The following is a 24,340-nucleotide window of genomic DNA, read 5'->3' as shown; positions in this document are numbered from 1 at the left end:
TTTCGATTATAGGCTTCCGGCGGACAGTGCGTGCCAACCGATACCGCATGCGAGTCCGCCCGCAACCGCAACCATTCCGCCTAAAATCCGGACCCCGAGGGGACGGCCTCCGACCACCACGGCGACACTGGTCTTGAACGCGAGATTTGCGATCATCGCCAGACCGACTGCAATCACTGCCCCGTCGAGCGGGAGTTTTCCCAGCGAGAACAGCCGCATGCTCGACACGGCAATGGCGTCCACGTCGGTCAGGCCGGACACCAGGGCGAGCACATAGATGCCTTGCGTTCCGGCGATCTCGGACAGCCACGCGGATATGAACAGCACCGCCGCATAAGCGATGCCGAAGCCGATCGCCGCGCGCAGCTCGGTGGGGTTGCGCGTCTCCGGGAGCAGGGTGTCGCTTACCGTCTGTGCTCGCCAGTACCACAGCAGACTGGCGACGCCCACCAGCAGGGCAGGGACGATCACGATCAGCAGGTCGGGGAGCAGGCCCGGAGCTACCACCGCAGCAATCACTGCAACGCGCACGATCATTACCAGATTCGCGAGTACGATCACCAGCGCCGCCATCGGCGCAGGGTGCGGATTGAGCCGGCTGCTGCGCGCATAGATCAGCGTCGTTGCAGTGCTCGACGCCAGGCCGCCGGCGATACCGACAAAGGCTGCGCCGTAACGCGTGCCGACGAGTCTCAACGTGGCGTAGCCAGTGAGACTCAAACCTGAAATCAGCACCACCATCCACCACACCTGGCGTGGATTGAGCGCGTCGTACGGGTCGAAAGTCTCGTCCGGCAGGATCGGCAGGATGACCAGCGAGAGGATGCTGAACTGGAAAATCGATACCCATTCCTTCGCCTCGAGCCGAGTGGCGATGCCGCGCAGCTCCGTCTTGAAGTAGAGCAGGATCGTCGTGGCGACGCTCAGCATTACGGCGATCATTGCATGGCCGAGCCATACCGCGACGCCCAGGCAGTAACACACGAGTAGGGCAGCGACGGAGGTGGTGCCCGGATCCACTGGGTCGGGGTGGCGGAGATAGGCGGCGATGATCATCGCGCCGACAATCGCCATGCCGAGCGCAAACGGCACAACGCTGGCGAAATGCTCGCCGAGCATTCCTGCAATCGCCCCGAGCAACGCCACCAGCCCGAAGGTACGCACCCCGGCACGTGCCGAGGCGACCCGTTCGCGCTCCAGCCCTATCAGCAGGCCGATGCCGATGGCGATCAGAAAAGCCTCTATTTGTGCAGCATCGAAGGGTTTTGCGAAGGGCATGTTTCGTGGCTCCTCCTGTTTCGCACTCTATTCCATCTCCGGGACAGGGGGACATCGGATTCGCGCAAATCCCTAGCGGATCACCCCCGGAATGGCATGAATTTTCCGGAAGCGGATCAAAATCGATCGCATCCGCCATTTCCGAGCGCGTATTCTTTTGATCTCAATCGCCATCCGGAGCAAGTTGCCATGAACCTCTCCCAAGTTCTGCTCACTGCGCTGCGCGACCATGGGGCACGCGAAATTTTCGGCATTCCCGGCGATTTTGCGCTGCCTTTCTTCAAGGTCATCGAGGAATCGGCGATCCTGCCACTGCATACCCTGAGCCATGAACCCGCGGTCGGTTTCGCAGCTGACGCCGCAGCGCGTTTCCGGAGCGCGCTCGGGGTGGCGGTGGTCACTTATGGTGCCGGGGCCCTCAACATGGTCAATCCGATTGCCGGCGCATTTGCGGAAAAATCGCCGGTCGTGGTCATCTCCGGAGCCCCCGGCGCCGGTGAATCGCGTTCGGGCCTGCTGCTGCACCATCAGGCCAAGACGCTGGATTCGCAATTCGCCATCTACCGCGAGATCACTTGCGATCAGGCACGACTGACCGATGCGCGTAGCGCCCCGGCAGAGATTGCCCGCGTGCTCGCAAGCTGTCTGCGCGAGTCGCGCCCCGTGTACATCGAACTGCCGCGCGACATGGTGAACGTGCCCTGCGAAGCGGTGGTCGCACAGCGTTCCGCGCCGACCGATCATGAAGCGCTCGAGGCTTGCGCCGACGAAGTGCTCGCACGCATCCGCGGGGCCAGTGAGCCGGTACTGATGGTCGGCGTGGAAGTGCGCCGCTTCGGGCTCGAAGCGCGCATCGCCGAACTCGCGAAACGTCTCGGAACCCCAGTTGTGACGAGCCTGCTGGGGCGCGGTCTGATGTCGGGCACCGACGCGCCGCTGGTCGGCACCTATCTCGGGGTTGCCGGGCGTCCGGAAGTCACGGACCTGGTCGAGCGTTCGGACGCACTGCTGCTGCTCGGCGTCATCATTTCCGACACCAATTTCGGCGTATCGTCGCAGCAGATCGATCTGCGCAAGACCATCCAGGCTCTGGATCAGCGCGTCACGCTGGGTCATCACACGTACCCCGACATTCCGCTCGAGGCGCTGGTCGATGCCTTGCTCGCGCGACTGCACGACACCGCGCCCGCGGTGCAGTTCGAGCGCCCGCACTACGCACGCGGCCTGCAGGCCGACGAGCAGCCGATCACCCCCAACGACATTGCGCTTGCGATCAACGATTTGATGGACACGCACGGACGCATGCCGATCGCGGCGGATATGGGCGACTGCCTGTTTACCGCAATGGACATCGAGCAAACAGAACTGGTCGCGCCCGGCTACTACGCGACAATGGGCTTTGGCGTGCCCGCGGGGCTCGGCCTGCAAGCCGCGTCGGGTCGGCGGCCGCTGATTCTGGTGGGCGACGGAGCCTTCCAGATGACCGGCTGGGAGCTTGGCAACTGCCGTCGCAATGGCTGGGATCCGATCGTGATCCTGTTCAACAATGCGTCGTGGGAGATGCTGCGCACCTTCCAGCCCGAGTCTGCCTTCAATAATCTGGACGACTGGGGTTTCGCAACAATGGCACAGGGCATGGGAGGCGAGGGCGTGCGCGTGCGCACCCGTGCGGAGCTGAAAAACGCACTCGAAACCGCGGTGGCAACGCGCGGCCATTTTCAGCTGATTGAAGCCATGATTCCGCGCGGCGTGCTGTCCGACACCCTGTCGCGCTTCGTTGCCGGCGTCAAACGTCTGTCGCAGAAGTAGTCCGCGCCGCGACTGGCCCACACCGCGACGGCTCCGAAAACTGCATGGCGCGGTTAGAATCCGCGCCATGCAGAACTTCCATCCCCGCCATTTCGCCATCGTCCCGGCCGCCGGCAGCGGCAGCCGCATGGGCGCTGTTCAGCCGAAACAATACCTCCCGCTGCTCGGCGCACCCCTGATCCGGCACTCGCTCGAAGTGCTGTGCGCGACCCCGGAAATCGACAAGGTCTTCGTCGTACTCTCCGTTGGCGACGCCGAATGGAAGCGCCACGACTGGTCCGCGCTCGGTCCGAAGCTGGTGCCGTTGTTCTGCGGCGGGGCGACGCGGGCCGACAGTGTGCTCGGCGGGTTGCGTGCAATCGCCAACGAGGCCGAACAGTCCGACTGGGTGCTGGTGCACGATGCGGCGCGCCCGTGCCTGGCGCGCTGGCACATCGAAAAGCTGATCCGCGGCCTCGCCCATGACGAAGTCGGCGGCCTGCTCGCGGTGCCCGTCGCGGACACCCTGAAGCGGGCCGACGCCCATCATCACGTGGTGGCGACCGTGCCGCGCGACAGTCTGTGGCAGGCGCAGACGCCGCAGATGTTTCGCTACGTGATGCTGCGGCGCGCGCTGGAAGCCGCCACCGACGTCACCGACGAAGCCAGCGCCATCGAGGCCGCCGGACTCCGTCCCCGGCTGATCGAGGGCGACGCCACCAACCTCAAAGTCACGTATCCGCTGGACCTGCATCTGGCCGAATGGATCCTCAACAACAGGGAAAGCTGACATGAAAGTTCCGTTTCGCATCGGCCAGGGTTTCGATGTGCACGCCTTGGTGCCCGGCCGACCGCTGATCATCGGCGGCGTGACGATCCCGCACGAGCGTGGATTGCTAGGCCATTCCGACGCCGATGTGCTGCTGCACGCATTGACCGACGCGCTGCTCGGCGCGGCAGGGCTGGGTGACATCGGCCGCCTGTTTCCCGACACGGATCCGCAGCACGCCGGCGCCGACAGCCGGGAGCTGTTGCGCGTGGCTTTCGCAGCGGTGCGCGCTGCCGGATTCGCAGTCGTGAACGTCGATGCGACGGTGATCTGTCGCGCACCGAAGATCCTGCCGCATGCCCCGGCGATGGTCGCGAACATCGCTGCCGACCTGGGAGTGGACGCGTCCGCGATCAACATCAAGGGCAAGACGACCGAGAAGCTCGGCTTCACCGGCCGTGGCGAAGGCATCGCGGCGCAGGTGGTGGCGCTGCTCGTGCGCGATGCGGACAGCGACTGACACGCCGGACCGCACGAAGCCCGCGCGAGTGTTCTTCGCGCTGTGGCCCGATGCCGGAACTGCACGCCGCCTCGATGATCTCGCGGCCCATACGCACGCAAGCTGCAACGGACGGCGCATGCGCCGCGATACCTTTCATCTGACGCTGGCTTTCATCGGTGATATTCCGCGCGAGCGGGTGGTGGATCTGATTACGGCCGGTGACCGGATTCCCGCCGCGGCGTTCGTGCTCAAGATGGATCGCATCGCGACCTGGCGCCACAACCGGATCGTCTGGGCCGGAGCCCGGGAGGTTCCCGAGGCGCTTGCCGATCTGGTTGCGCGGCTGAACGTCGTGCTGGTCGAAGCGGGTTTTCCAGTGGAGCAGCGAAAGTTTGCAGCGCATGTGACTCTGCTGCGAAACGCGCGAGCCGACTTGGCGTCCGACGAAATCGATCCGCCCATTGACTGGCAGGTCGGCGGGTTTGCCCTGGTCGAGTCGGACCGGCGCGAAGACGGCGCCCATTACAAGTTGCTCAAGGTCTGGACGGCCGACTCCCCACTCAAGGACTGACCGGGACGTCGGTCGTAACGCGCGCTGCCGGCAAGGGGGGGCGCAACGTTCTAGAATGAAATGTCAGCGATAACGAGGGGCGCTGCAGGGAGCTGGTGGGATCAGATGAATCCCGTTCTAGGGCGACAACAAGTCCAATTGCCCGGATCCTGAATCCTAGGAGAACTACTATGGCAATCGCGTCCAGAGTCCAGGAATACATGACCGAGCATGGTCTGCGCTATGACGTGCTCACCCACCCACACTCCCACAACAGCATGGAGACCGCGCATCTTGCGCGCGTACCCGCCAATTGCCTCGCGAAATCGGTCGTGCTGGAAGACGACGACGGTTTCCTGATGGCAGTCCTGCCGTCAACCCAGCACGTGCAACTCGGCTGGCTCAGCAAGGCGATGAATCGCAGCCTGCGTCTTGCGACCGAAGATGAACTCGCCGGCTTGTTCGCAGATTGTGAACCCGGAGCGGTGCCGCCGATTGGCGCTGCATACGGCTTGCGCATGGTGGTGGACGACAGTCTTGTCGATCAGGAAGAAATTTATTTCGAGGCTGGCGACCACGAGAAGCTGATCCAGATGAGCCGCGCGGACTTCATGACGATGATGGAGATGGAAAGCGCTCGCCAGATGCACTTCAGCGAGCACTATTGGCGGCATTGAGGGTGGTTTTGATCTTCAGGCTGCAGAAAAAAAGCGGGGCGCCAAGCGCCCCGCGGCTCTTCGGGGCCGCGCTCTGCGGTCCCATCGTCTCCTGAAGAGAGACGCTTGAAAAATCAGAAAAACTCAGACAAACAGGCACGACGCCAGGCGCTCTCGCAGCACCGGCTCGGGTTCCTTCGTATAGTCCTTTTCAAAGCGGTCGGTAATCAACTGGGCGGTTGGGTTGTCCAGCACCGAATTGAGCATGCCCATGAACGCGGGCGGTGCAAACACGATTGCCCGCCCGAACGCATTGGTGGCACGCCCGTGATACAACTCTTGCGCGATCTCCTGGGCAAACACCTTCGCTTCGTGGACTTTCGGCTCGGTTTGAGACTGTTTCGATCCGGATCCGTTGCCTGCCGAGGCCATGCTACCGGCACGGTCGGTGACGAGTTCGGAATTCTTTTGTCGACTTTCGGGGTGGATCAGTTCCTTCACCAGCGTCAGTCCCTTGTTCGGGCCGAGATTTGCGTAGAGCTTGGCCAGGCTGGCATTAGCAACCAGAATCCAGGTAATTGCCATGAATCGTCCTCCGGGAAGTGAGTCGAACGAGCTGCACGCGCGAAATGGGGCAGCCATCCCAGCTTAGACCCTGCCTTCCGGAATCGCAATCGAATTCCTCCCGCGACTTTTCACCGCTCCCACGAGAACCTTTCAGGCTGCGAATTCAGTGGGAAAACACCCCACTCGGCATACGCCTGAAAACCCCGATGGAATTTCCATCCGGTAATCCGGGGCGGGACGGTCAGATCAGAAAATTCTTAGTGCCACGCCGCTGGCCATCGCCTCGCCCAGTTCCTCGCATTGCTCGAGCGCTTCCCCGGTGATGGCCTTTCGCACGATCAACGGCTCGGCCACCTCTTTCCAGCCATAGCCCAAGGCAATGCGGCCAATTTCGCGCACCGCGCCGGTCCCGTCGTTGCCCGCGCTGACGAAAACGGCGTAGGGCAGGGCGATCAGCTTGCCTTCGCAAGGGTAGTAGGTACGGTCGAAGAAGTCCTTCAGCGCACCAGACATATATCCGAAGTTTTCCGGAGTTCCGAGCAGCAGCGCATCGCAAGCGAGCAGATCCTCAACGCCGGCATCAAAAGCGCGCTTGACGACAGTTTCGGTTTCGTCGACCCGGCGCGCGCCGCGCACGACCGCCTCGGCCAGTTGCCCCGTATTGCCCGACTGGGTGTGATACACCACGAGCAGGCGCCTACGTTCACTCATGGCGATTCCGCCGCGGAGCCTTGTTGGCCCGCAGCTGTATCGACGTTGCCACTACCGGGGCACCTATTGCGCAAGCGGCGCTCACCCGTAGCCGGATCGGCACGGTAGAACATGCTCAACTGTTCGTAGATCGCAGGAAACTCGCGCTGCAGCATGCAGGGGGTCTCGAAAAAGGCTTCCGAGGCGACCGCGAAGAATTCCCCCGGATGTTCCGCCGCATAGGGATCAAGCGCGGTGTCCCGACCAGAATCGACCTGGTCACAGAAGCGCTCGTACGCGTCGGAAAAAGCCTCTGCCCAAACCTTGCGAGACATGTCGGCGGGGAGAATCGGCAGTCCGTCGACGGTCCCGTTCAGCATGTCCAGCTTGTGCGCGAACTCGTGGATCACCACGTTAACCCCGTCCGGCGCGTCGCCTTGGCCGTACCACGAAACCAGCACCGGTCCGCCCTCCCAGGCCTCACCAAGCACTTCGTCGTCGTATTCATGTACGACTCCGGCAGCATCCATCTCTTGCCGCGGGATGACGAAGTCTCCCGGATAAACCACTACGCCGACCCAACCCCGGTATGCGCCGAGCCCGACTCGCAGCACCGGCAGGCAAGCCTGCAGTGCGATCGCAAGGATGATTTGGTCGTTCAGTACCAAGCCCTGCGCGCCATGGAACTGTTTCTCCGCGATGAATGCCCGCGCCAACTCGCGCAGCTGCGCCCGGTGTGCCGTCGTCAGGTAATCAAGAAACCGCAGCCGCGCTTCGACTCGCACCCACATGGCTTCCGGCACCTGCACTGCGGCAAGGCGGCGGGTGTGTCGCCATTTTCGGAGAAACTCGAACATGTCACGCGCTCAATGCGTCGGTCTAGTGTCCGGGCTTGCGCGTCGCCAGTACGATGCCGGCGAATACCAGCGCGATACCGGCGAAGTGATACCACTGCGGCCGCTCGCCAAGAAAGATTACCGCCAGGATCGTCGTGAACACCGGCATCAGATGAATGAACTGCGATCCCCGGCTCGGCCCCACCGTCGCCACCGCGGCATTGTAGAAGACATAGCCGAGAAATCCGGGAAATACGCCCGTATAAATGATCGCAAGGAATGAAGTCGGCGTCAGGTCGATGCTTCGGCCGCTGCCGATCTCCCAAATATAGGCGGGTATCAGGGGCATCAGGCCGATAAGCGTAAACGCCGCCAGCATCAGCATCGGATCGACACCTTGCGGCCGCCACTGCAAGCCGACGGTGTACAGACCCCAGCTGAGGATGGCGAGCAACATCCACAAGTCTCCGTGGTTGAGAGTCAGCCCAAGCAGTGTCGAAAGACTGCCCTGACTGACGATCGTCACGACGCCGACGAGGGACAGCGCGATACCGATCGACTCCAGTCTCCCGAGGCGCTTTCCAAGAAACGCCACGGCGAGCGCGATCGTCGCAATCGGCGTAAAGGAATTGAGCAGCGTTGCGCTCGTCGCCGTAGTGTATTGCAGCGCGATATACGCGAAGGTGTTGTAGCAGCCGACTCCGAGTATCCCCAGTGCCACCATGGCCACCCAGTTCTTCTTGAGCAGCGGCCATTGACTCCGCAGATGGGGCAGGGCGAACGGCAGCACTAGCAGGAATGCAATCATCCAGCGCCAGAACGCCAGCGCCATCGGGGGGACGGCCTCGCGCAGGCCGCGCCCGATGACCATGTTGCCCGACCAGAACAACACCGTCAGGGTGAGCAACACGTAGGGATTTGCAAAGGTTTTTTTCATTGCCGGGCACAAGCTGTCGGGCCGGGGATGATCGCACAAGGAAGGATCGTACGCAGCCGGGGTGGATCGCACGCGATATGGGATAATGCAAACATGGTCTCCGTTACGCATGCCATCTCCCAAAAGGACGCCGCGGCTCCGATCGAATTGCTCGCCGATGGGCTGGGCGAGGACGAGCGCGCGCTAATCAAGAACGCCGTCGAACTGGCCGAGGGCATCTACGAAGGTCACGTGCTGGGTACCGGCGAATCCGTCTGGACGCACGCAATCGGCATGGCGCTGATCGCCGCGTCCTTGCGCCTGGATGCCGAAACGCGTGTGGCCGCGATCCTGTTCGCCGTCGGCGAATACGTCGAGGACGCGATCGACAAGGTCACGGCGAGCTTCGGCGAACCGGTCGCGCGACTGGTCGATGGCCTGCGCAGACTCAATGGCCTGCGTCTGCTCACGCGCATGACGGCCAAGGCCACCGCTCCCGAGATCCGCGCCCAGACCGAAGTGCTGCGCAAGATGCTGCTGGCGATGGTCGAGGATATCCGCGTCGTGCTGCTGCGACTCGCCTCGCGCACCCAGACCCTGCGCTACTTCACCGAACACAAGGTCGACGTGCGTGTCGATGTCGCGCGGGAAAGTCTCGACATTTACGCACCGCTCGCCAACCGGCTCGGCGTATGGCAGCTCAAGTGGGAACTGGAAGACCTCTCCTTCCGCTTCCTCGAACCCGAGACCTACAAGCGCATCGCCAAGATGCTCGACGAACGCCGCGTCGAGCGCGAGGAATTCATCCAGTCGGCAATCGAACGCCTGCAGCGCGAGATCGCCGCGGTCGGCATCAAGGCCGAGGTCTACGGCCGGCCCAAACACATCTACAGCATCTACAACAAGATGCGCGCCAAGCGGCTGGATTTCTCGCAGGTGTACGACATCCGTGCGCTGCGCGTGTTGGTCGGCGAAGTACGTGATTGCTACACGGTGCTGGGCATCGTGAATCAGATGTGGCAGCCCATCGGGCAGGAATTCGACGACTACATCAGCAATCCCAAGGGCAACAATTATCAGTCCTTGCATACCGCGGTACTGGCCGGCGACGGCCGTGCACTCGAAGTGCAGATCCGTACGCACGACATGCACAAGCATGCCGAACTCGGTGTCGCGGCGCACTGGCGTTACAAGGAAGGCAAGGGCCACGGCGGCGACTACGACGAGAAGATCGCACTGCTGCGCAGCCTGCTATCCTGGCGTGACGAAGTCGCTGATTCGGCCGACTGGGTGGAAAAGTTCAAGCGTGCCTCGCTCGACGACGCCATCTACGTGCTCACACCGCAGGGCAAGGTGGTCGATTTGCCGCGCGGCGCGACACCGATCGATTTCGCCTACCGCCTGCACACCGACGTCGGTCACCACTGCCGCGGGGCAAAAGTCGACGGTCATCTCGTTCCGCTCAACACGCAACTGGAAAACGGACAAACCGTCGAGATCACCGCGGCGAAAGAGGGCGGCCCTTCGCGCGACTGGCTCAACCCGATTCAGGGCTACGTCGCCACTAGCCGCGCGCGCAACAAGATCAAGCAGTACTTCAGCCAGCGCGAAGAAGAAGAACTGCTGGCGCGCGGACGCAGCGTCGTCACCCGCGAGATGCAGCGCGAAGGCCATTCACGCGCGAACATCGAAGAACTGGCTGCCAAACTCGGTTTCAAGAATGCGGAGTCCATGTTCCTCGCGGCCGGGCGCGGCGAAGTCGGCTCGCGCGCCGTGCAAATGGTGCTGCGCGAGGCGGACACCCCGGAGGCTCCCGCTGCTGAACCCGAGTTCGTCGTCGGGCGTGCCCATGCGGGCCAGTCCAACGACAAGGTACTGATCGTCGGCGTCGGCAAGTTGATGACCTCGCTCGGGCGCTGCTGCAAACCGGCCCCCCCGGATGCGATCGAAGGTTTCGTCACGCGCGGCCGCGGTGTGTCTATCCACCGCGTCGACTGTCCGGATTTCCAGCGACTGGTAAAAAGCCACCCCGAACGCGTGATCCAGGCCGAATGGGGCGAGAAGGCCTACAACAACCGCGAATCGGTCTTTCCGGTAGATATCGCGGTGCAGGCGATCGACAGACAGGGTTTGTTGCGCGACATATCGGAGGTCCTGTCGCGCGAAAAGCTCAATGTCATTGCAGTCAATACGCTCACGAAAAAGGGCACGGCCTTCATGCGCTTCACGATGGAGGTCGGTGGCGTCGCGCAGGTGCAGCGTGCCATCACGCTGATCCGTGAGGTAAGCGACGTCATCGACGTCCAGCGCAAGTAGTGAGGGAGACCGAGCAAGCGGCGAGTCTTTGCCAGCCTTGTCGCCCAACCAGACGATGACGCGATACGCAATGCCGATCGATACCGGGGTGCGCGCAATCTGGCGCGCACTGCACGCGTGGGTATTGCTCGTCATCATGGCCTGCATGCTCGCGTCTGCTTCCGGCATTGCGCATGCGGAAAGCCGGCAACCCACGCGCATCAGCGATCCGTCCGCGGACAAGCCGACGCAGCTTGCGGTACTTTCCTTTCGCGCGCTCCAGGAAACCCGGGAGCGCTGGAACACGTTAATCGATTACCTCAATCATGCGGTAGATGGGGCCAGCTTCGAACTGCAGGTGCACCACACGGACGGGCTCAGCGCAGCACTTGAGCGGGGGGAAGTCGATTTCGTTCTTACCAATCCGGCCCATTATGTTCAGATGACCTACGGGCACGGTCTTTCCTCGCCGCTGGCCACGCTTGTGAACAAGGAGGAGGGCGTGGCGGTCGGTGCATTCGGCGGAGTGATCTTTACCAGAAGCGAACGCAAGGACCTCAACACTGTTCGTGACCTGCGCGATACGCTGATTGCGACCGCCAGCCGAAGTGCCCTCGGCGCTTATCAGATGCAGGCATTCGAACTCTCGCAGGCAGGAATCGACTTGCCCGGTGATGCCAGGATTCTGGAAACCGGTCAGCCGCAGGACCTTGCGGTGGCTGCGGTGCTGGACGGCCGTGCGGACGTCGGTTTCGTGCGTTCCGGCGTGATCGAAGCCCTGATCAGGCAGGAAAAACTGGATGCCTCACAAGTCAAACTGATCGGAGCCAAAACGCAGCCAGGTTTTCCCTTTCCCGTCAGCACCCGGCTTTACCCGGAGTGGCCGGTCGCCGCAATGCCGCATGTGCCGCACGATCTGGCCCGTCGCGTGACCGCAGCACTGCTTGCCCTGCCGCACGATGGTGAAATCGCCACCGCCCTCGGTATATCCGGCTTCACCATCCCGGGCGATTACCGCCCCATCGACGAACTGCTGCGCCAGCAGCGCCTGCCCCCGTACGACAAGCCCCCTGATTTCACGCTTCACGACGTCTGGGAGCGCTGGAAGCATTTCGCCATCGCGCTGCTCGTTGCAGGTTTCGCTGTCGTCGTGTACTCCGCCATCCGCCTGGCGATTACCAACCGCCGGCTTTCACTTGCGCAGCGGGAAAGCGAGCAACTCGCGGCGAATCTCGCGCGGGCACAATCCGTGGCACAAATCGGCAGCTGGCACCTGAACATGGTGAATGGCAGTCTGACATGGTCAGATGAAACCTACCGGCTGTTCGGGGTGCCGCCAGGGACACGGCTCGAACTCGGGGATTTCCTCGCGCTCGTTCATCCCGACGACCGTCCCTCGGTCGAGAAGGCGTGGCAAGCAGCGGAGCAAGGCGCGGCCTACAACATCACGCACCGAATCCTGACCGGTGGCAAGATCATTTGGCTGCAGGAGCGCGCCGATCTTAGCTTTGGTCAGGATGGCAAGCCGCTCGCGGCGATCGGCACTGTTCAGGATGTCACCGCACGCAAGCTGGCGGAAGAAGAGGTGCGTAAACTCACGCTCGCCGTCGAACAAAGTCCCGAAAGCATCTTCATCACCGATACACAGGGTCGCATCGAGTACGCGAACGCATCTCTGGTACGTAACACCGGCTATGCACGTGAAGAGGTTCTCGGGCGCGACCCGAGCCTCTTCAAGTCGGGAAAAACGGCAGCATCTACCTTCCGGGACATGTGGAGCACGCTACGCAAGGGGGAAATCTGGCAAGGAGAAATCGTTAATCGGCGCAAGGATGGCAGCGATTTGGTGGAATATTCGACGATTGCTCCGGTGCGCGAGGCCGACGGAACCATTAGCCACTTCCTCGCGATCCAGCAGGACATCACCGAACGCAAGCAAGCCGCCGCGCGCATTCATCATCTTGCCTTTTATGATGCCCTGACCGACCTCCCCAATCGCAGCCTGCTGATCGACCGTCTGTCACAGGTTCTCGCGTCGCGGCAACATCACGGCTATCGCGACGCCCTGCTGCTGTTCAATATCGATCGCTTCAAGGTCGTTAATGACGCACAAGGCAGTCTGGTCGGCGATCAATTGCTCAAGGCGGTTGGCGCACGCTTGCAGGAATTGGTTCGCGATGGCGACACCGTTGCGCGAATGGCGGCGGACGAATTTGCCATCTTGCTGTCCGTTGTCGACCGCACCCCGGAGGCGGCGAGCCGACACGCCCTGCATGTCGCCGAAAAAATCCAGACAGCACTGAACGCCCCGTTCCAGACAGAAGGGGAAACCATCCGCGTCACCGCGAGCATCGGTATTGCGCTGTTTCCCGAGGGTGATGACGACACGCCAAGCGAAATTTTGCGGCGAGCAAACACCGCACTCCACCGTGCCAAAGACGGCGGCGGGAACCAGCCGGCCTTCTTCGAGGCAAGCATGGGCGACTCCGCGGCGGAGAGTTTCCGCATCGAGCGCGAACTACGGGTCGCGGTGCAAAATCACGAGTTGCGCCTGTACTTGCAACCGCAGTTCAATGCCCTGGGCGAACGGGTCGGAGCCGAAGCTCTGGTGCGCTGGCAACATCCGGCCCGTGGCCTGATACCGCCGGGCGCCTTCATTCCCGTCGCCGAGGAATCGGACCTGATCGTCGAGCTCGGTGTCTGGGTGATGACGGAGGCGTGCAGGCTGATTGCCGCAGCGACCTGCGCCGGGCTCCCGCTCACATTGTCGGTGAACCTCAGTCCCCGTCATTTCCGCCAGAAAAATTTCGTCGCTTGGCTGCGGGATCTGCTGGACAAGAGCGGGACACCGCCATCGCAGCTGACGCTGGAGATTACCGAAGGGCTGATCATCGACAACGTCAGCGACATTGTTGCCAAAATGAACGAATTGTCGAAGATCGGCGTTCATTTCTCTATCGATGACTTCGGTACGGGTTATTCGTCGCTCGCCTACCTCAAGCGTCTACCCATTGATGAACTCAAGATCGACAAGACCTTCGTTCAGGACGCGCCCCATGACCCCAGTGATGCCGCGCTGATCGAGACCATCCTCGCGGTGGCGCGACACCTGCAACTCAAAGTGGTCGCGGAGGGGGTGGAAACCGAAGAGCAGGCAGCCTTCCTGAACAGTCGTGGCGAGGTCATCCATCAGGGCTATCTGTTTGGTCGCCCCGAGCCTGCGGAGGACTGGATTGCCCGCTGGATAACGATCAGCGCTCTGAGCGTCTGAACGGTTTCAGCAGAGGCGGTTTCGGTCACGAACGCGCTGACAGGAATGTGCGTGGCGAACGGCGTGGCCGGCACAGCGCTGCCGGTTTCCCAGCCCGCCAGGACTCGATCAACGGCCGGCCGCCAACTCGGCAAGCAGGATCGTCTGCGCCGAACGATGCACACCACGCGGCGACTTGCGACGATAGCGTCCGTCTTCCAGCATCTCCCACGCTTGGCAGTTATCACCGAGGTAGGCGCGCAGGCCTTCCTTGATGACGCGCCGTTTCAGCCGCTGGTCGAGGACCGGAAAGGCGATCTCGATGCGCCCGAAGAAATTGCGATCCATCCAGTCGGCGCTCGACAGGTAAACGTTGTCCTCGCCGTTGGCACGGAAGTAGAAAATGCGGTGGTGCTCCAGAAAGCGTCCAATCACCGAACGTACCCGGATGTTTTCCGACAGACCCGGCACTCCGGGGCGAAGCGCGCACGGTCCGCGCACGATGAGCTCGATCTCCACGCCGGCCTGCGATGCGGCATACAGCGCCTCGATCGTTTCAGGTTCGAGCAGCGCATTCATCTTTGCCATGATCTGCCCGCGTCCGCCGGTGCGTGCGATTTCGGCTTCCCGATTGATCGCGGCCACTACATTTGGCTGCAATGAAAATGGCGCCTGCCACAGATGCTTGAGCGTGCTCGCCTGGCCGAGCCCCGTGAGCTGCTTGAATACCTCGGCCACGTCCTGGCCGACATCCTCATCGCACGTGAGCAGACCGAAATCAGTATAGAAGCGCGTGGTGCGCGGATGGTAGTTGCCGGTGCCCATGTGCACGTAGCGACGCAGTCCCCCTTCCTCTCGCCGCACCAGCATCAGCAGCTTGGCATGCGTCTTGTATCCGAAAACGCCATAAACAACATGCGCACCGACATCTTCCAGCTTGTTGGCCCAACTGATGTTCGCTTCCTCGTCGAAGCGCGCCATCAGTTCCAGCACGACAGTTACTTCCTTGCCCTTCTGGGCAGCACGTGCGAGATGCTCCATCAGCACAGAGTCGGTGCCGGTGCGATAGACGGTCATCTTGATCGCCAGAACCTGCGGGTCATCCGCGGCAGCGCGCAGCAGGTCGATTACCGGGCTGAAGCTCTGGAACGGATGGTGCAGCAGGATGTCCTGCCTGCGGATCGCATCGAAGATCTCGACGCGCTTTTCGAGTGTCTTGGGCAAGCCGGGCAGAAACGGCGGGTAATTGAGGTCGGGACGCACCACCCAATCCGGCACCTGCATCAGGCGCACCAGATTGACGATGCCGGGCGTGCGATAGAGATCCTTCTGGCTAAGGCGGAAATGCTGCAGCAGGAAATTCGCCATGTCTTCCGAGCAGTTGTCCGCAACTTCCAGGCGCACCGCGTCGCCAAAATGACGGTGCTGCAACTCGCCCTTGAGTGACGCGCGCAGATCCTTGACCTCTTCCTCGTCGACGAACAAATCCGAATTGCGCGTCACGCGGAACTGGTAACAGCCAAGCACATGCATGCCGGAGAACAATTCGCCGACGTGGGCGTGGAGGATCGACGACAGAAACACGAAGCTGTATTCGCGCTCGCAGATCTCGGCCGGCAGACGGATTACGCGGGGCAGGGCGCGCGGCGCCTGCACGATGGCCGCGCCCGAGTCACGCCCGAACGCATCCAGGCCGTCCAGTTCCACTGCAAAATTGAGGCTCTTGTTGAGCACGCGCGGAAACGGATGCGCCTGATCCAGACCGATCGGCGTCAACACCGGCATTACCTCGCGCATGAAGTAGTCGCGCACCCACGCGCGCTGCGCATCGCTCCATAAGCTACGGCGCAGAAACGCGATACCCTCGGCCTCCAGTGCCGGCAGGATGTCTTCGTTCAGCAGCTCATATTGTTCCGCAATCAGCGTGTGCACTTCGAGGCTGACGCGATCGAGCAGTTCGATCGGCTTCAGGCCGTCATTGCCGGCACTGCGGCTGCCAAGGCGAATCTGCTCCTTGATCCCGGAAACACGGATCTCGAAAAACTCGTCTAGATTGCTGGAGACAATGCACAAAAAGCGCAGACGCTCCAGCAACGGCACATTCCTGTCAGCTGCCTGGGCGAGAACCCGGCGCTGAAACTGCAACAGCGACAATTCGCGGTTTATGAAATGATCGGTGGGAAACTGCTGGTGACGGGAAAGCCTGTTCATCGGATATTGGTCTGGCAGCAGGGTTGTCTGGCGAGATTATGTGACATTTGTGTTGTGAATGGATGACATGGATAGGCGCCGCACTCACTTTGCAGGTGCAATATTTGGGCAAAATTTTTGCTGGCTCTTCGGCCATCCGGGTCGGGTGGTAGAATGCACTCCACATTGATCTCCGCAAGCGCGGCGCCGACACCATGATGCAAGAGCTCATCGCTGCGATCGATCTTGGTTCCAATAGTTTCCGGCTTCAGGTGGGCAGGATCGTCAACGACCAGATCTATCCGCTCGACGGACTGAAGGAAGCCGTGCGGCTCGCCGCCGGCCTGTCGGCAAACAAGATGCTCGACGTCGCCGCCCAGCAACGCGGCCTCATCGCACTGCAGCGATTCAACGAGCGTTTGCGCGGTTTCGAAGGGGATTCCGTACGGGCCGTGGCAACCAATACCCTGCGGGTCGCCAAGAACTCCGCAGAATTCCTTGTGCGCGCAGAAGCTGCGCTCGGGGTGCCGATCGAAGTCATCGCCGGCCGCGAAGAAGCGCGCCTGATCTATGTGGGCGTTGCCCACACCTTGCCCGACCCCCATCGCCAGCAACTGGTGGTGGATATCGGTGGCGGCTCGACCGAATTCATCATCGGCAAGAGCTTCGAGCCGATCCTGCTTGAATCGCTCTACATGGGTTGTGTCAGTTACAGCCTGCAGTACTTTCCCGACGGCCGCATCGACAAGCGCGGTCTCAAGGAGGCCGAAATGGCCGCCTGTCGCGAGTTGCAGGCCATCGCCCACTCCTACCGCGAGGCGGGCTGGGAAGTTGCCGTTGGCTCGAGCGGGTCCGCCAAGGCAATGGTGGAAATCCTCGAACAGAACGGGCTCTCCGACGGCGGCATCACCCGCGACGGCCTCGAGCGCCTCAAGGGCATCCTGCTGCGCGCGGGCAGTCTCGATCGCGTGGACCTGGCGGGTCTCAAGGGCGATCGCCTGCCGGTCCTTCTTGGAGGCTTCGCGATCATGTCCGCCGTGTTCAAGGAATTCGGACTTGAACGCATGGTGTTTTCCGAAGGGGCATTGCGACTGGGGGTGCTCTACGACCTTTTGGGGCGCTACCACCATCACGACCTGCGCGACGCCACCGTGTCGGCCTTCGTCAGCCGTTACGGTGTCGATTACAAACAAGCCGGTGAAGTCGCGAACACTGCTGCTCATCTGTTTGCCGGCCTCGTTCCAGAAAGCGCTCAAGTCACCACGGGTACGCCGCTGCATCCGGACCTCCGTTTTTTGCGCTGGGCGGCGATGCTGCACGAAATCGGCATTTCAGTCGCGCACTCGAGTTATCACAAACACAGCGCCTACATCCTTGGCAACGCTGACATGCCGGGCTTCTCGCGCATGGATCAGGGGCGGCTAGCGCGCATCGTGCTGGCTCACCGCGGCAAACTGGACCGCGTTTCGGCACTCGACCCGGATAACCCCGACTGGTTGTTGATTGTGTGCCTGCGTCTGGCCGTGATCATTCACCGGGCGCGCGACGGGCGAGGTGTTCCTCCAATCGACATCGGCCGCAATGGACGCGGCTTCGTCGTGACTGCGCGCGACGGCTGGCTGCAAAAGCTCCCGCTTACCGCAGCGGCAATTGAAGAGGAACAGCGTCAATGGCTTTCGGTCGGCCGTAGCCTGGTGTTGCATACACACGCGGGTCGCGCGCTGGTCGCCTAAGTCACGCGATGCGCAGCCCGGCAATCAAGACGGAAATTGCAACCGAACCCGGCGCGTCGCATTCCTTTCGGCTGCAGGGCGACTGGACACTGCGGGCGCTCGCGCCGCGCCTGGCCACCCTGAGAGCGGAATTGGGGGGCGCCCCGACCGATGCACGCTGGCTGCTTGACGACGTTGCCCGCCTCGACAGTTTTGGCGCCACATTGCTGTGGCATGCGTGGGGCCAGCGCTGGCCGGCGGCGATAAGTGTCGCGGACGAACTGCGTCAGATCATCGCTCGCGTCGCCGACAGTGCAGTCGAACCGCTGCCAGCAGCGCCCCCATTTACCGCAGTCGACGCGATCATCGTGCTGGGTCGCGCCATGCTTTCCTTTCGCGACCATGCACTCGATTTCATCCGGCTCATGGGTCAATTGTGCCTCGACGTCGCGTATCTGCTGCAGCACCCTCGCGACTGGCCGCTCAAGGAGATTTCCGCCAATGTGTACAAGGTGGGTCTCAAGGCAACACCGGTTGCTGCGCTGGTCGGCTTTCTGATCGGCATCGTACTGTCCTACCTTTCGGCGCTGCAGCTCAGGGCGTTCGGGGCAGACATCTACATCGTCAATATTCTCGGGCTCGGCATCGTGCGCGAACTCGGCCCGGTGCTCGTTTCGGTGCTGGTGGCGGGGCGCTCCGGCTCGGCGATGACCGCCCAGCTCGGTGTCATGCGCGTGACGGAAGAACTCGACGCGCTCTCGGCGATGGGCATTTCGCGCACGCTACGCCTGGTGCTGCCCAAGGTCATCGCCCTGACACTGGCGATGCCCCTGTTGGTGCTGTGGACGTCCGGTGTGGCGCTGCTCGGCGGGATGGTGTCTGCGTGGATGCAACTCGACCTCGGCATGGCCTTTTTCATCGACCGCCTGCCGCAAGTCGTCCCAGTCAGCAACCTGTACATCGGTTTCGCAAAAGGCGCGGTATTCGGTTTGTTGATCGCACTGGTCGCCAGCCACTTCGGACTGCGTGTGCGCCCCAATACGGAGAGTCTGTCGGCCAACACTACTGCCTCTGTCGTATCGTCCATCACCATCGTGATTCTCGTGGATGCCGTCTTTGCGATCGCCACACGTTCGATTGGAGTGCCGCGATGAACGGTAGGCCGGTGATCGATATGCGAGGCATCGTCACCCGTTTTGGCGCCAACGTCGTACACGACGGCATCGATCTTTCGGTTACACGCGGAGAAGTCGTTGCGCTGGTCGGAGGGTCGGGAACCGGCAAGACCACGCTGTTGCGCCACATCATCGGCCTCACACGTCCGGCCGCCGGAGATGTGTCGATCTTTGGCGCACCGCTGTTTTCCGGCAGCATCAATGAGCAACGCACGCGACGTCGGCGCTTCGGTGTACTTTTTCAGCACGGTGCGCTGTTTTCGGCCCTGAATGTCGCGGAAAATATCGGCTTTCCGCTGCGAGAATTGCGTATCGCAAGCAAGGACGAGATCCACAACCTGGTCGCGCTCAAACTCGCAATGGTTGAACTGGAGCCCGCTACTGCACTGCTGATGCCGGCAGAATTGTCGGGGGGCATGATCAAGCGCGTGGCGCTCGCCCGGGCACTCGCCCTGGAACCCGAGTTGCTGTTGCTCGACGAGCCTACCGCAGGGCTCGACCCCGACCGCAGCGCGGCCTTCGTCGAATTGGTGCGCTCGCTGCAGAATCAGCTGGGGCTCACGGTTGTGCTGGTAACGCACGATGTCGACACCCTCGCCGCACTCGCGACCAAGATCGCCGTGCTCGCTGACCGGCGCATCGTCAGTTACGCCTCGCTGGAGGAAACGATGGAAGTCGACCACCCGTTCATCGACCGCTTTTTCCGTGGCCCTCATGGCCGTCGGGCGCTTGCGCGCAGCGGAGGAGACCACTGATGGAAAATCGCGCTCACGCGCTGGCGGCCGGTCTGTTCGCACTGATCCTCGGCGCCATGCTGCTCGGCTCGCTGTGGTGGTTTTCGGACGGACGCGAGGCGCAGCGCAGCTACCTGCTCGAATCCCACGGCAGCGTTACGGGACTGAACATCGAAGCCCAAGTGCGCTATCGCGGCATCCCGGCAGGCAAGGTTTCGGACATCCGCATCGACCCGGCAGATCCGCGCAAGGTCCTCGTCCAGATTCGCATGCGCAGCGACATTCCCCTCACACGCGGCACGCGCGCGACCCTTGCCTATCAAGGCGTGACTGGCCTTGCCTACGTGCAACTCGACGATCGTGGCGAGAACCCCGAGCCACTGGCGAGCGACGGCGGCGAGGGCGGCGAGGGCGGCGATTTGCCGCGCCTGACGCTCCAGCCCGGATTGATGGAGCAACTCACCGACACCACCCTCGATACCATGCGACGGCTAAAACTCGTCTCCGACCGCATCACCGGCTTCTTCAACGACGAAAACATTCAACGCTTGTCGAACACCCTGCAACGGCTGGAATCGGCGGCAGCGGGCGCCGACAGGACCTTCGCGGATGCGCCTGCGACGCTCGCGTCCATTCGTGCCGTACTGGCTCCCGAAAACCTCAAACGCTTTTCCGAAACTCTCGCCAACCTTGAACACGCCAGCGCCGATGCCGCTCCAGCTGTTACCGAACTCCGCAGCCTGATGACACGCTTGCACGGCATCGCCGAGCGCCTCGATACGACCACGACAGCTGCTGGCGACCGCGTGCTCGACGATACCCTGCCACAATTGAATGGTCTGCTGAAGGAGCTCACGACGACCTCGCAACGCATGGGACACCTCATCGACGAGGTTGACGCTTCGCCGCAAATGTTGCTGCTCGGTCGCACCCCAACACCACCGGGTCCCGGTGAGTCCGGTTTTGACGCACCACGGCCGTAAGCGGATGCTGTACTCGGAGAACATTGCATGAACCACAAACGCTGGAACTGGCTTCTGTGCGCAGGCATGGCGGTCACGCTCGGCGCCTGCGGCAATCTTGGCGTTAAAGGCGACGTCAGCCCCGCGCTGTACGATCTGGGTATCAGCGAACCCGTGACCGGGACGCCGGCAATTCTGCCCACCAGCATCGAAGTGCGCGCTCCATCCTGGCTATCGAACTCCGCGATGCAGTATCGCATCGATTATCAGCAACCGGCGCAACGTCAGGCATTTGCCGAAAGCCGCTGGGCGTCACCACCGGCGGAAATGCTCGAACGCAGCCTCCGTCGCGCCTTCACCACAACACTTGCCGCACCGACCACGGGTGCCATCACACCGGGCAATGGGTGTCGTTTGCGCGTCGAACTCGATGAGTTCACGCAAGTATTCGACACGCCACAATCCAGTTACGCCAGCATCGTCGCACGCGTCGAGCTGCTGCCGGCGCGTGGTGATTCAGCCGTCGCACGACAGCTACTTTCGATCCGCGAAACGGCAAGCAGCCTTGACGCAAAGGGCGGCGTTAGTGCGCACCAACGCGCAAGTGTTCGACTCGCGCACGAACTCGCGGTATGGCTCACGAGTCTCGAGCCCGCACTCCGACAAAACCCCAGCGTTGCCCGGACGTGCATACGATGACTGATGCAAAGCCCGTTCCGAACGCTGACCGCAAGTACATCGGTGAATGCCACGCTCGAAGTGACGTTCGGCCGATCGTGCACAATCGCGAATATTCGTTCCAATAAAATCAAATTGGAGGCAGGACAATGAGCGCATTACCCGACAACGCCCCGATGCTGCTGCGGCGTGATGAAACCGGCGTCGCTTACCTGACGCTCAACCGCCCGTCGCAATTCAATTCCCTGTCGCGCGCGATGCTCGAATCCCTGATCGCCGAAATCGACGCGATCGCGAAGGACACCAGCGTGCGTGTCGTAGTGCTGGCGGGCGAGGGCAAGGCGTTCTGCGCCGGCCACGATCTCAAGGAGATGCGTGGCAACCACACGCTGCAGTTTCAGCAGGATCTGTTCCGCCTGTGCGGCAAGTTCATGATGAAACTCACCGAATTGCCTCAGCCGGTCATCGCGCGCGTCCACGGCATCGCCACCGCCGCGGGCTGCCAACTCGTGTCGATGTGCGATCTCGCGGTCGCATCCGATGTCGCCCGCTTTGCGGTATCCGGCATCAATGTGGGCCTGTTCTGTGCCACTCCCAGCGTCGGACTTTCGCGCAACATGGGGCGCAAGGAAGCTTTCGAGATGCTCGTCACCGGCGATTTCATCGACGCAACCGAGGCGCAGCGCCGTGGCCTGGTGAATCGCGTCGTTGCGCTCGAAAACCTCGATGCCGAAATCGCCAGACTTGCTGCTTCGATCTGTGCCAAATCGCCGCTCGCCGTCCAGATGGGCAAGCAGATGTTCTACCGGCAGCTCGAGATGGGGATGGACGCCGCCTACCAGATGGCTGCGGAGACCATGGCCTGCAACATGATGAGCGAAGATGCCGCCGAAGGCATCGACGCGTTCATTACCAAGCGCAAACCGGAATGGCGCGGACGCTGACGCAAGACAATCAGGACGCCTGACAAACACTGGCGCATCTCGGGCATGCTCGTCGACACCCATATCCACCTCGACGCCGCGGAATTTGATGCCGACCGTGAGGCTGTGCTCGCCGCAGCGCGCGCCGCCGGGGTAGGGTGCTTCGTCGTCCCCGCGGTCGAAGTCGCCAATTTCGACCGCGTCGCAGCTCTCGCGGTTGCCCACCCCGACATCCGCCACGCCTACGGGATTCATCCGCTGTACGTCGCCAACGCGGCGCCGGACGACCTCGGGATCCTCGAAGACCGGCTCGCCAATGGTGACGCCATCGCTGTTGGCGAAATCGGTCTCGACTTCTTCGTTCCCGACGCCGACGCCGCACGCCAGGAGGCGTTTTTCGTCGCACAACTCAAGCTCGCGCGCCGTTTCAACCTTCCGGTGATCCTCCACGTCCGCCGTGCGGTCGACACCATCCTCAAGCACCTGCGCCGCATCGAAGTCCCCGGCGGGATCGCCCACGCGTTCAACGGCAGCCGCCAGCAAGCGGAAACCTTCATCGCCCTCGGCTTCAAACTTGGCTTCGGCGGGGCGATGACCTTCGACGGTTCGCGACGCATCCGCGAACTTGCCGCCACCTTGCCACTCGCAGCGATTGTCCTCGAAACGGATGCCCCGGACATTCCTCCCGCGTGGGCGCAGCGCGGACGCAATGAACCTGAGAATCTGGCCCGCTTTGCCGAGATTCTCGCCGAGCTTCGCGGAATCTCGCTGGTGGAAGTCGTCGCGGCAACCGGAGACAACGCGAACAGCGTGCTGGGCACCCACCACTAGCGGAACTCATGAGGAAACTGCAGCGCTGGACACCGCGGCGCCGCACGACCGAGACAAATCAAGGCGACGAGATCACGAACGGCGCCACACACGGCACTGCCGCAGCGTTTCTCGCTTATTTCAGCGACGGACGCTAGGCTTTGCGTGCCTGCCGAGGCGCCATACTTGCCGAGTGTGCGATCAGGTCCGCGATATCCCGCTTCAGGCGCGCCACGTCGCTGTCGAACTTGTCATAAATCATCAACGAGATGCCGAACACGTACGCGTAGAGCAACATGCAGCGGCTCGACGCTTCTTCCATCGGCACACCGCAGGCCAGGAACAGTTCTCGTGCCGAACGCAAGCGTATGTCATCGACTTCCGCGACGATCGCGGCAGCATCGGCGTCCCGCCGAGCCCAGTCCCGCACCGCCAGTTCGATCTGCGCGCCGCGGCGGCTGCGGCTGGTGCTGTAGACGTCGATCACGTGATAGATCTGCTCAAGCTCATGACCGGGCTGGGCGCGCGTTTGTTTGACAATGTCCCGAATGCGCCCGTCCTTCCATACCTGCAGGACTGCCATCAACAGGTCGCGGCGGTCCTGAAAGTGCCAGTAAAAACTGCCCTTCGTGACCTTGAGACGCTTTGCCAGCACTTCGACGCGCAGACCGGCAATGCCGTCTTCCGCGAGCACGTCTGTTGCGGCAGCCACCCAGGCATTGCGGTCGAGTTGAACCCGTGGTTTTATCGAGGTAGTTTCCATACGGTGCAGTATTGACTAAAGAAGGGCCATACGCTACCGTATGTCACCCATACCGGAGCGTATGGAACGACTTTTTCGGTCGGCGGTCAAGGTGTCATTCGTTTTGTGGCGGTGACATAATCCCGATTCCAAAACGACCAACGACCATACATACAAAGGAGCGCGGCATTGAAGATCCTGGTACCCGTCAAACGCGTAGTCGATTACAACGTCAAGGTGCGAGTGAAGGGCGACGGCACGGGCGTTGATATTGCGAACGTGAAGATGTCGATGAACCCCTTCGACGAGATTGCAGT

Annotated in this window: 21 protein-coding genes and 1 pseudogene; 15 read left to right on the top strand and 7 right to left on the bottom strand. The window is 62.0% G+C overall.

Going from position 1 to position 24,340, the window contains the following annotated elements; genetic code table 11:
- Nucleotides 1–6 precede the first annotated feature (6 nt).
- Complete coding sequence (locus GPA25_RS05100; protein WP_169259283.1) at nt 7–1,278, bottom strand: MgtC/SapB family protein; 1,272 nt, start codon at nt 1,276–1,278, stop codon at nt 7–9.
- Between the two features lie 189 nt (nt 1,279–1,467).
- Here GPA25_RS05100 and ipdC point away from each other — a divergent pair, with 189 nt between their 5' ends.
- The 5 genes from ipdC to GPA25_RS05075 all read left to right on the top strand — a co-directional run bounded on the left by ipdC (nt 1,468) and on the right by GPA25_RS05075 (nt 5,564).
- Nucleotides 1,468–3,087, top strand: a complete 1,620-nt coding sequence (gene ipdC / locus GPA25_RS05095; RefSeq protein WP_169259282.1) for an indolepyruvate/phenylpyruvate decarboxylase — start codon at nt 1,468–1,470, stop codon at nt 3,085–3,087.
- A 67-nt stretch (nt 3,088–3,154) separates the two neighbouring features.
- Nucleotides 3,155–3,856: a 2-C-methyl-D-erythritol 4-phosphate cytidylyltransferase gene (gene ispD, locus GPA25_RS05090; RefSeq protein WP_211162958.1), complete on the top strand. Its 702-nt coding sequence runs from the start codon at nt 3,155–3,157 to the stop codon at nt 3,854–3,856.
- Between the two features lies 1 nt (nt 3,857).
- The gene (ispF, locus tag GPA25_RS05085) at nt 3,858–4,355 is read left to right on the top strand and encodes a 2-C-methyl-D-erythritol 2,4-cyclodiphosphate synthase (RefSeq protein WP_169259281.1); all 498 of its coding nucleotides are present in this window, start codon (nt 3,858–3,860) and stop codon (nt 4,353–4,355) included.
- The gene (thpR, locus tag GPA25_RS05080) at nt 4,339–4,908 is read left to right on the top strand and encodes an RNA 2',3'-cyclic phosphodiesterase (protein ID WP_169259280.1); all 570 of its coding nucleotides are present in this window, start codon (nt 4,339–4,341) and stop codon (nt 4,906–4,908) included. The genes ispF and thpR overlap by 17 nt, the downstream gene beginning before the upstream one ends.
- A gap of 170 nt (nt 4,909–5,078) precedes the next feature.
- Nucleotides 5,079–5,564 carry an aminoacyl-tRNA deacylase gene (locus GPA25_RS05075; RefSeq protein WP_169259279.1) on the top strand — a complete coding sequence of 162 codons (486 nt, stop codon included), beginning with the start codon at nt 5,079–5,081 and terminating at the stop codon, nt 5,562–5,564.
- 123 nt (nt 5,565–5,687) lie between these two features.
- On the opposite strand, the gene GPA25_RS05070 is transcribed toward GPA25_RS05075, so the two are convergent.
- The 4 genes from GPA25_RS05070 to GPA25_RS05055 all read right to left on the bottom strand — a co-directional run bounded on the left by GPA25_RS05070 (nt 5,688) and on the right by GPA25_RS05055 (nt 8,573).
- A complete protein-coding gene (locus GPA25_RS05070; RefSeq protein WP_169259278.1) occupies nt 5,688–6,128 on the bottom strand; it encodes a host attachment protein in 441 nt (146 codons plus the stop codon).
- Between the two features lie 228 nt (nt 6,129–6,356).
- On the bottom strand, nt 6,357–6,821 hold the full coding sequence (locus GPA25_RS05065) for a flavodoxin family protein (RefSeq protein ID WP_169259277.1): 465 nt from the start codon (nt 6,819–6,821) through the stop codon (nt 6,357–6,359).
- Nucleotides 6,818–7,657, bottom strand: coding sequence for a M90 family metallopeptidase (locus tag GPA25_RS05060; protein ID WP_169259276.1), 840 nt, complete (start codon nt 7,655–7,657; stop codon nt 6,818–6,820). Before GPA25_RS05060 ends, GPA25_RS05065 begins: the two co-directional genes overlap by 4 nt.
- Before the next feature lie 22 nt (nt 7,658–7,679).
- On the bottom strand, nt 7,680–8,573 hold the full coding sequence (locus GPA25_RS05055) for a DMT family transporter (RefSeq protein ID WP_169259275.1): 894 nt from the start codon (nt 8,571–8,573) through the stop codon (nt 7,680–7,682).
- Between the two features lie 93 nt (nt 8,574–8,666).
- Here GPA25_RS05055 and GPA25_RS05050 point away from each other — a divergent pair, with 93 nt between their 5' ends.
- Together GPA25_RS05050 and GPA25_RS05045 are read left to right on the top strand one after the other, a co-directional pair.
- Nucleotides 8,667–10,868: a RelA/SpoT family protein gene (locus tag GPA25_RS05050; RefSeq protein WP_169259274.1), complete on the top strand. Its 2,202-nt coding sequence runs from the start codon at nt 8,667–8,669 to the stop codon at nt 10,866–10,868.
- Between the two features lie 70 nt (nt 10,869–10,938).
- Nucleotides 10,939–14,118, top strand: a complete 3,180-nt coding sequence (locus tag GPA25_RS05045) for an EAL domain-containing protein (RefSeq protein WP_169259273.1) — start codon at nt 10,939–10,941, stop codon at nt 14,116–14,118.
- Between the two features lie 108 nt (nt 14,119–14,226).
- Here the strand turns inward: GPA25_RS05045 and ppk1 are convergent, their stop codons facing one another.
- A complete protein-coding gene (gene ppk1 / locus GPA25_RS05040; RefSeq protein ID WP_169259272.1) occupies nt 14,227–16,308 on the bottom strand; it encodes a polyphosphate kinase 1 in 2,082 nt (693 codons plus the stop codon).
- Nucleotides 16,309–16,502: 194 nt separating this feature from the next.
- Here ppk1 and ppx point away from each other — a divergent pair, with 194 nt between their 5' ends.
- The 7 genes from ppx to GPA25_RS05005 all read left to right on the top strand — a co-directional run bounded on the left by ppx (nt 16,503) and on the right by GPA25_RS05005 (nt 23,302).
- On the top strand, nt 16,503–18,020 hold the full coding sequence (gene ppx / locus GPA25_RS05035; protein ID WP_169259271.1) for an exopolyphosphatase: 1,518 nt from the start codon (nt 16,503–16,505) through the stop codon (nt 18,018–18,020).
- Nucleotides 18,021–18,028: 8 nt separating this feature from the next.
- Nucleotides 18,029–19,153, top strand: coding sequence for an MlaE family ABC transporter permease (locus tag GPA25_RS05030; RefSeq protein ID WP_169259270.1), 1,125 nt, complete (start codon nt 18,029–18,031; stop codon nt 19,151–19,153).
- Nucleotides 19,150–19,929 (top strand): ABC transporter ATP-binding protein, encoded by a 780-nt coding sequence (locus GPA25_RS05025; RefSeq protein ID WP_169259269.1) that lies wholly within the window; start codon nt 19,150–19,152, stop codon nt 19,927–19,929. The genes GPA25_RS05030 and GPA25_RS05025 overlap by 4 nt, the downstream gene beginning before the upstream one ends.
- Nucleotides 19,929–20,891: an MlaD family protein gene (locus GPA25_RS05020; protein WP_169259268.1), complete on the top strand. Its 963-nt coding sequence runs from the start codon at nt 19,929–19,931 to the stop codon at nt 20,889–20,891. Before GPA25_RS05025 ends, GPA25_RS05020 begins: the two co-directional genes overlap by 1 nt.
- A 27-nt stretch (nt 20,892–20,918) precedes the next feature.
- A complete protein-coding gene (locus tag GPA25_RS05015) occupies nt 20,919–21,569 on the top strand; it encodes an ABC-type transport auxiliary lipoprotein family protein (protein WP_169259267.1) in 651 nt (216 codons plus the stop codon).
- Between the two features lie 128 nt (nt 21,570–21,697).
- Nucleotides 21,698–22,492, top strand: coding sequence for an enoyl-CoA hydratase (locus GPA25_RS05010; protein WP_169259266.1), 795 nt, complete (start codon nt 21,698–21,700; stop codon nt 22,490–22,492).
- Nucleotides 22,493–22,537: 45 nt separating this feature from the next.
- On the top strand, nt 22,538–23,302 hold the full coding sequence (locus GPA25_RS05005; protein ID WP_169259265.1) for a TatD family hydrolase: 765 nt from the start codon (nt 22,538–22,540) through the stop codon (nt 23,300–23,302).
- A 133-nt stretch (nt 23,303–23,435) separates the two neighbouring features.
- Here the strand turns inward: GPA25_RS05005 and GPA25_RS05000 are convergent, their stop codons facing one another.
- On the bottom strand, nt 23,436–24,044 hold the full coding sequence (locus GPA25_RS05000) for a TetR/AcrR family transcriptional regulator (RefSeq protein WP_169259264.1): 609 nt from the start codon (nt 24,042–24,044) through the stop codon (nt 23,436–23,438).
- Between the two features lie 168 nt (nt 24,045–24,212).
- Here GPA25_RS05000 and GPA25_RS04995 point away from each other — a divergent pair.
- Nucleotides 24,213–24,340, top strand: a pseudogene (locus tag GPA25_RS04995) (electron transfer flavoprotein subunit beta/FixA family protein); the annotation flags it as partial.

Origin of the sequence: Aromatoleum diolicum (assembly GCF_012910955.1) — a bacterium.
GTDB classification, from domain to species: domain Bacteria; phylum Pseudomonadota; class Gammaproteobacteria; order Burkholderiales; family Rhodocyclaceae; genus Aromatoleum; species Aromatoleum diolicum.
The sequence above is the reverse complement of the archived record's forward strand: the minus strand, read 5'-3'. Positions and strand labels throughout refer to the sequence as shown.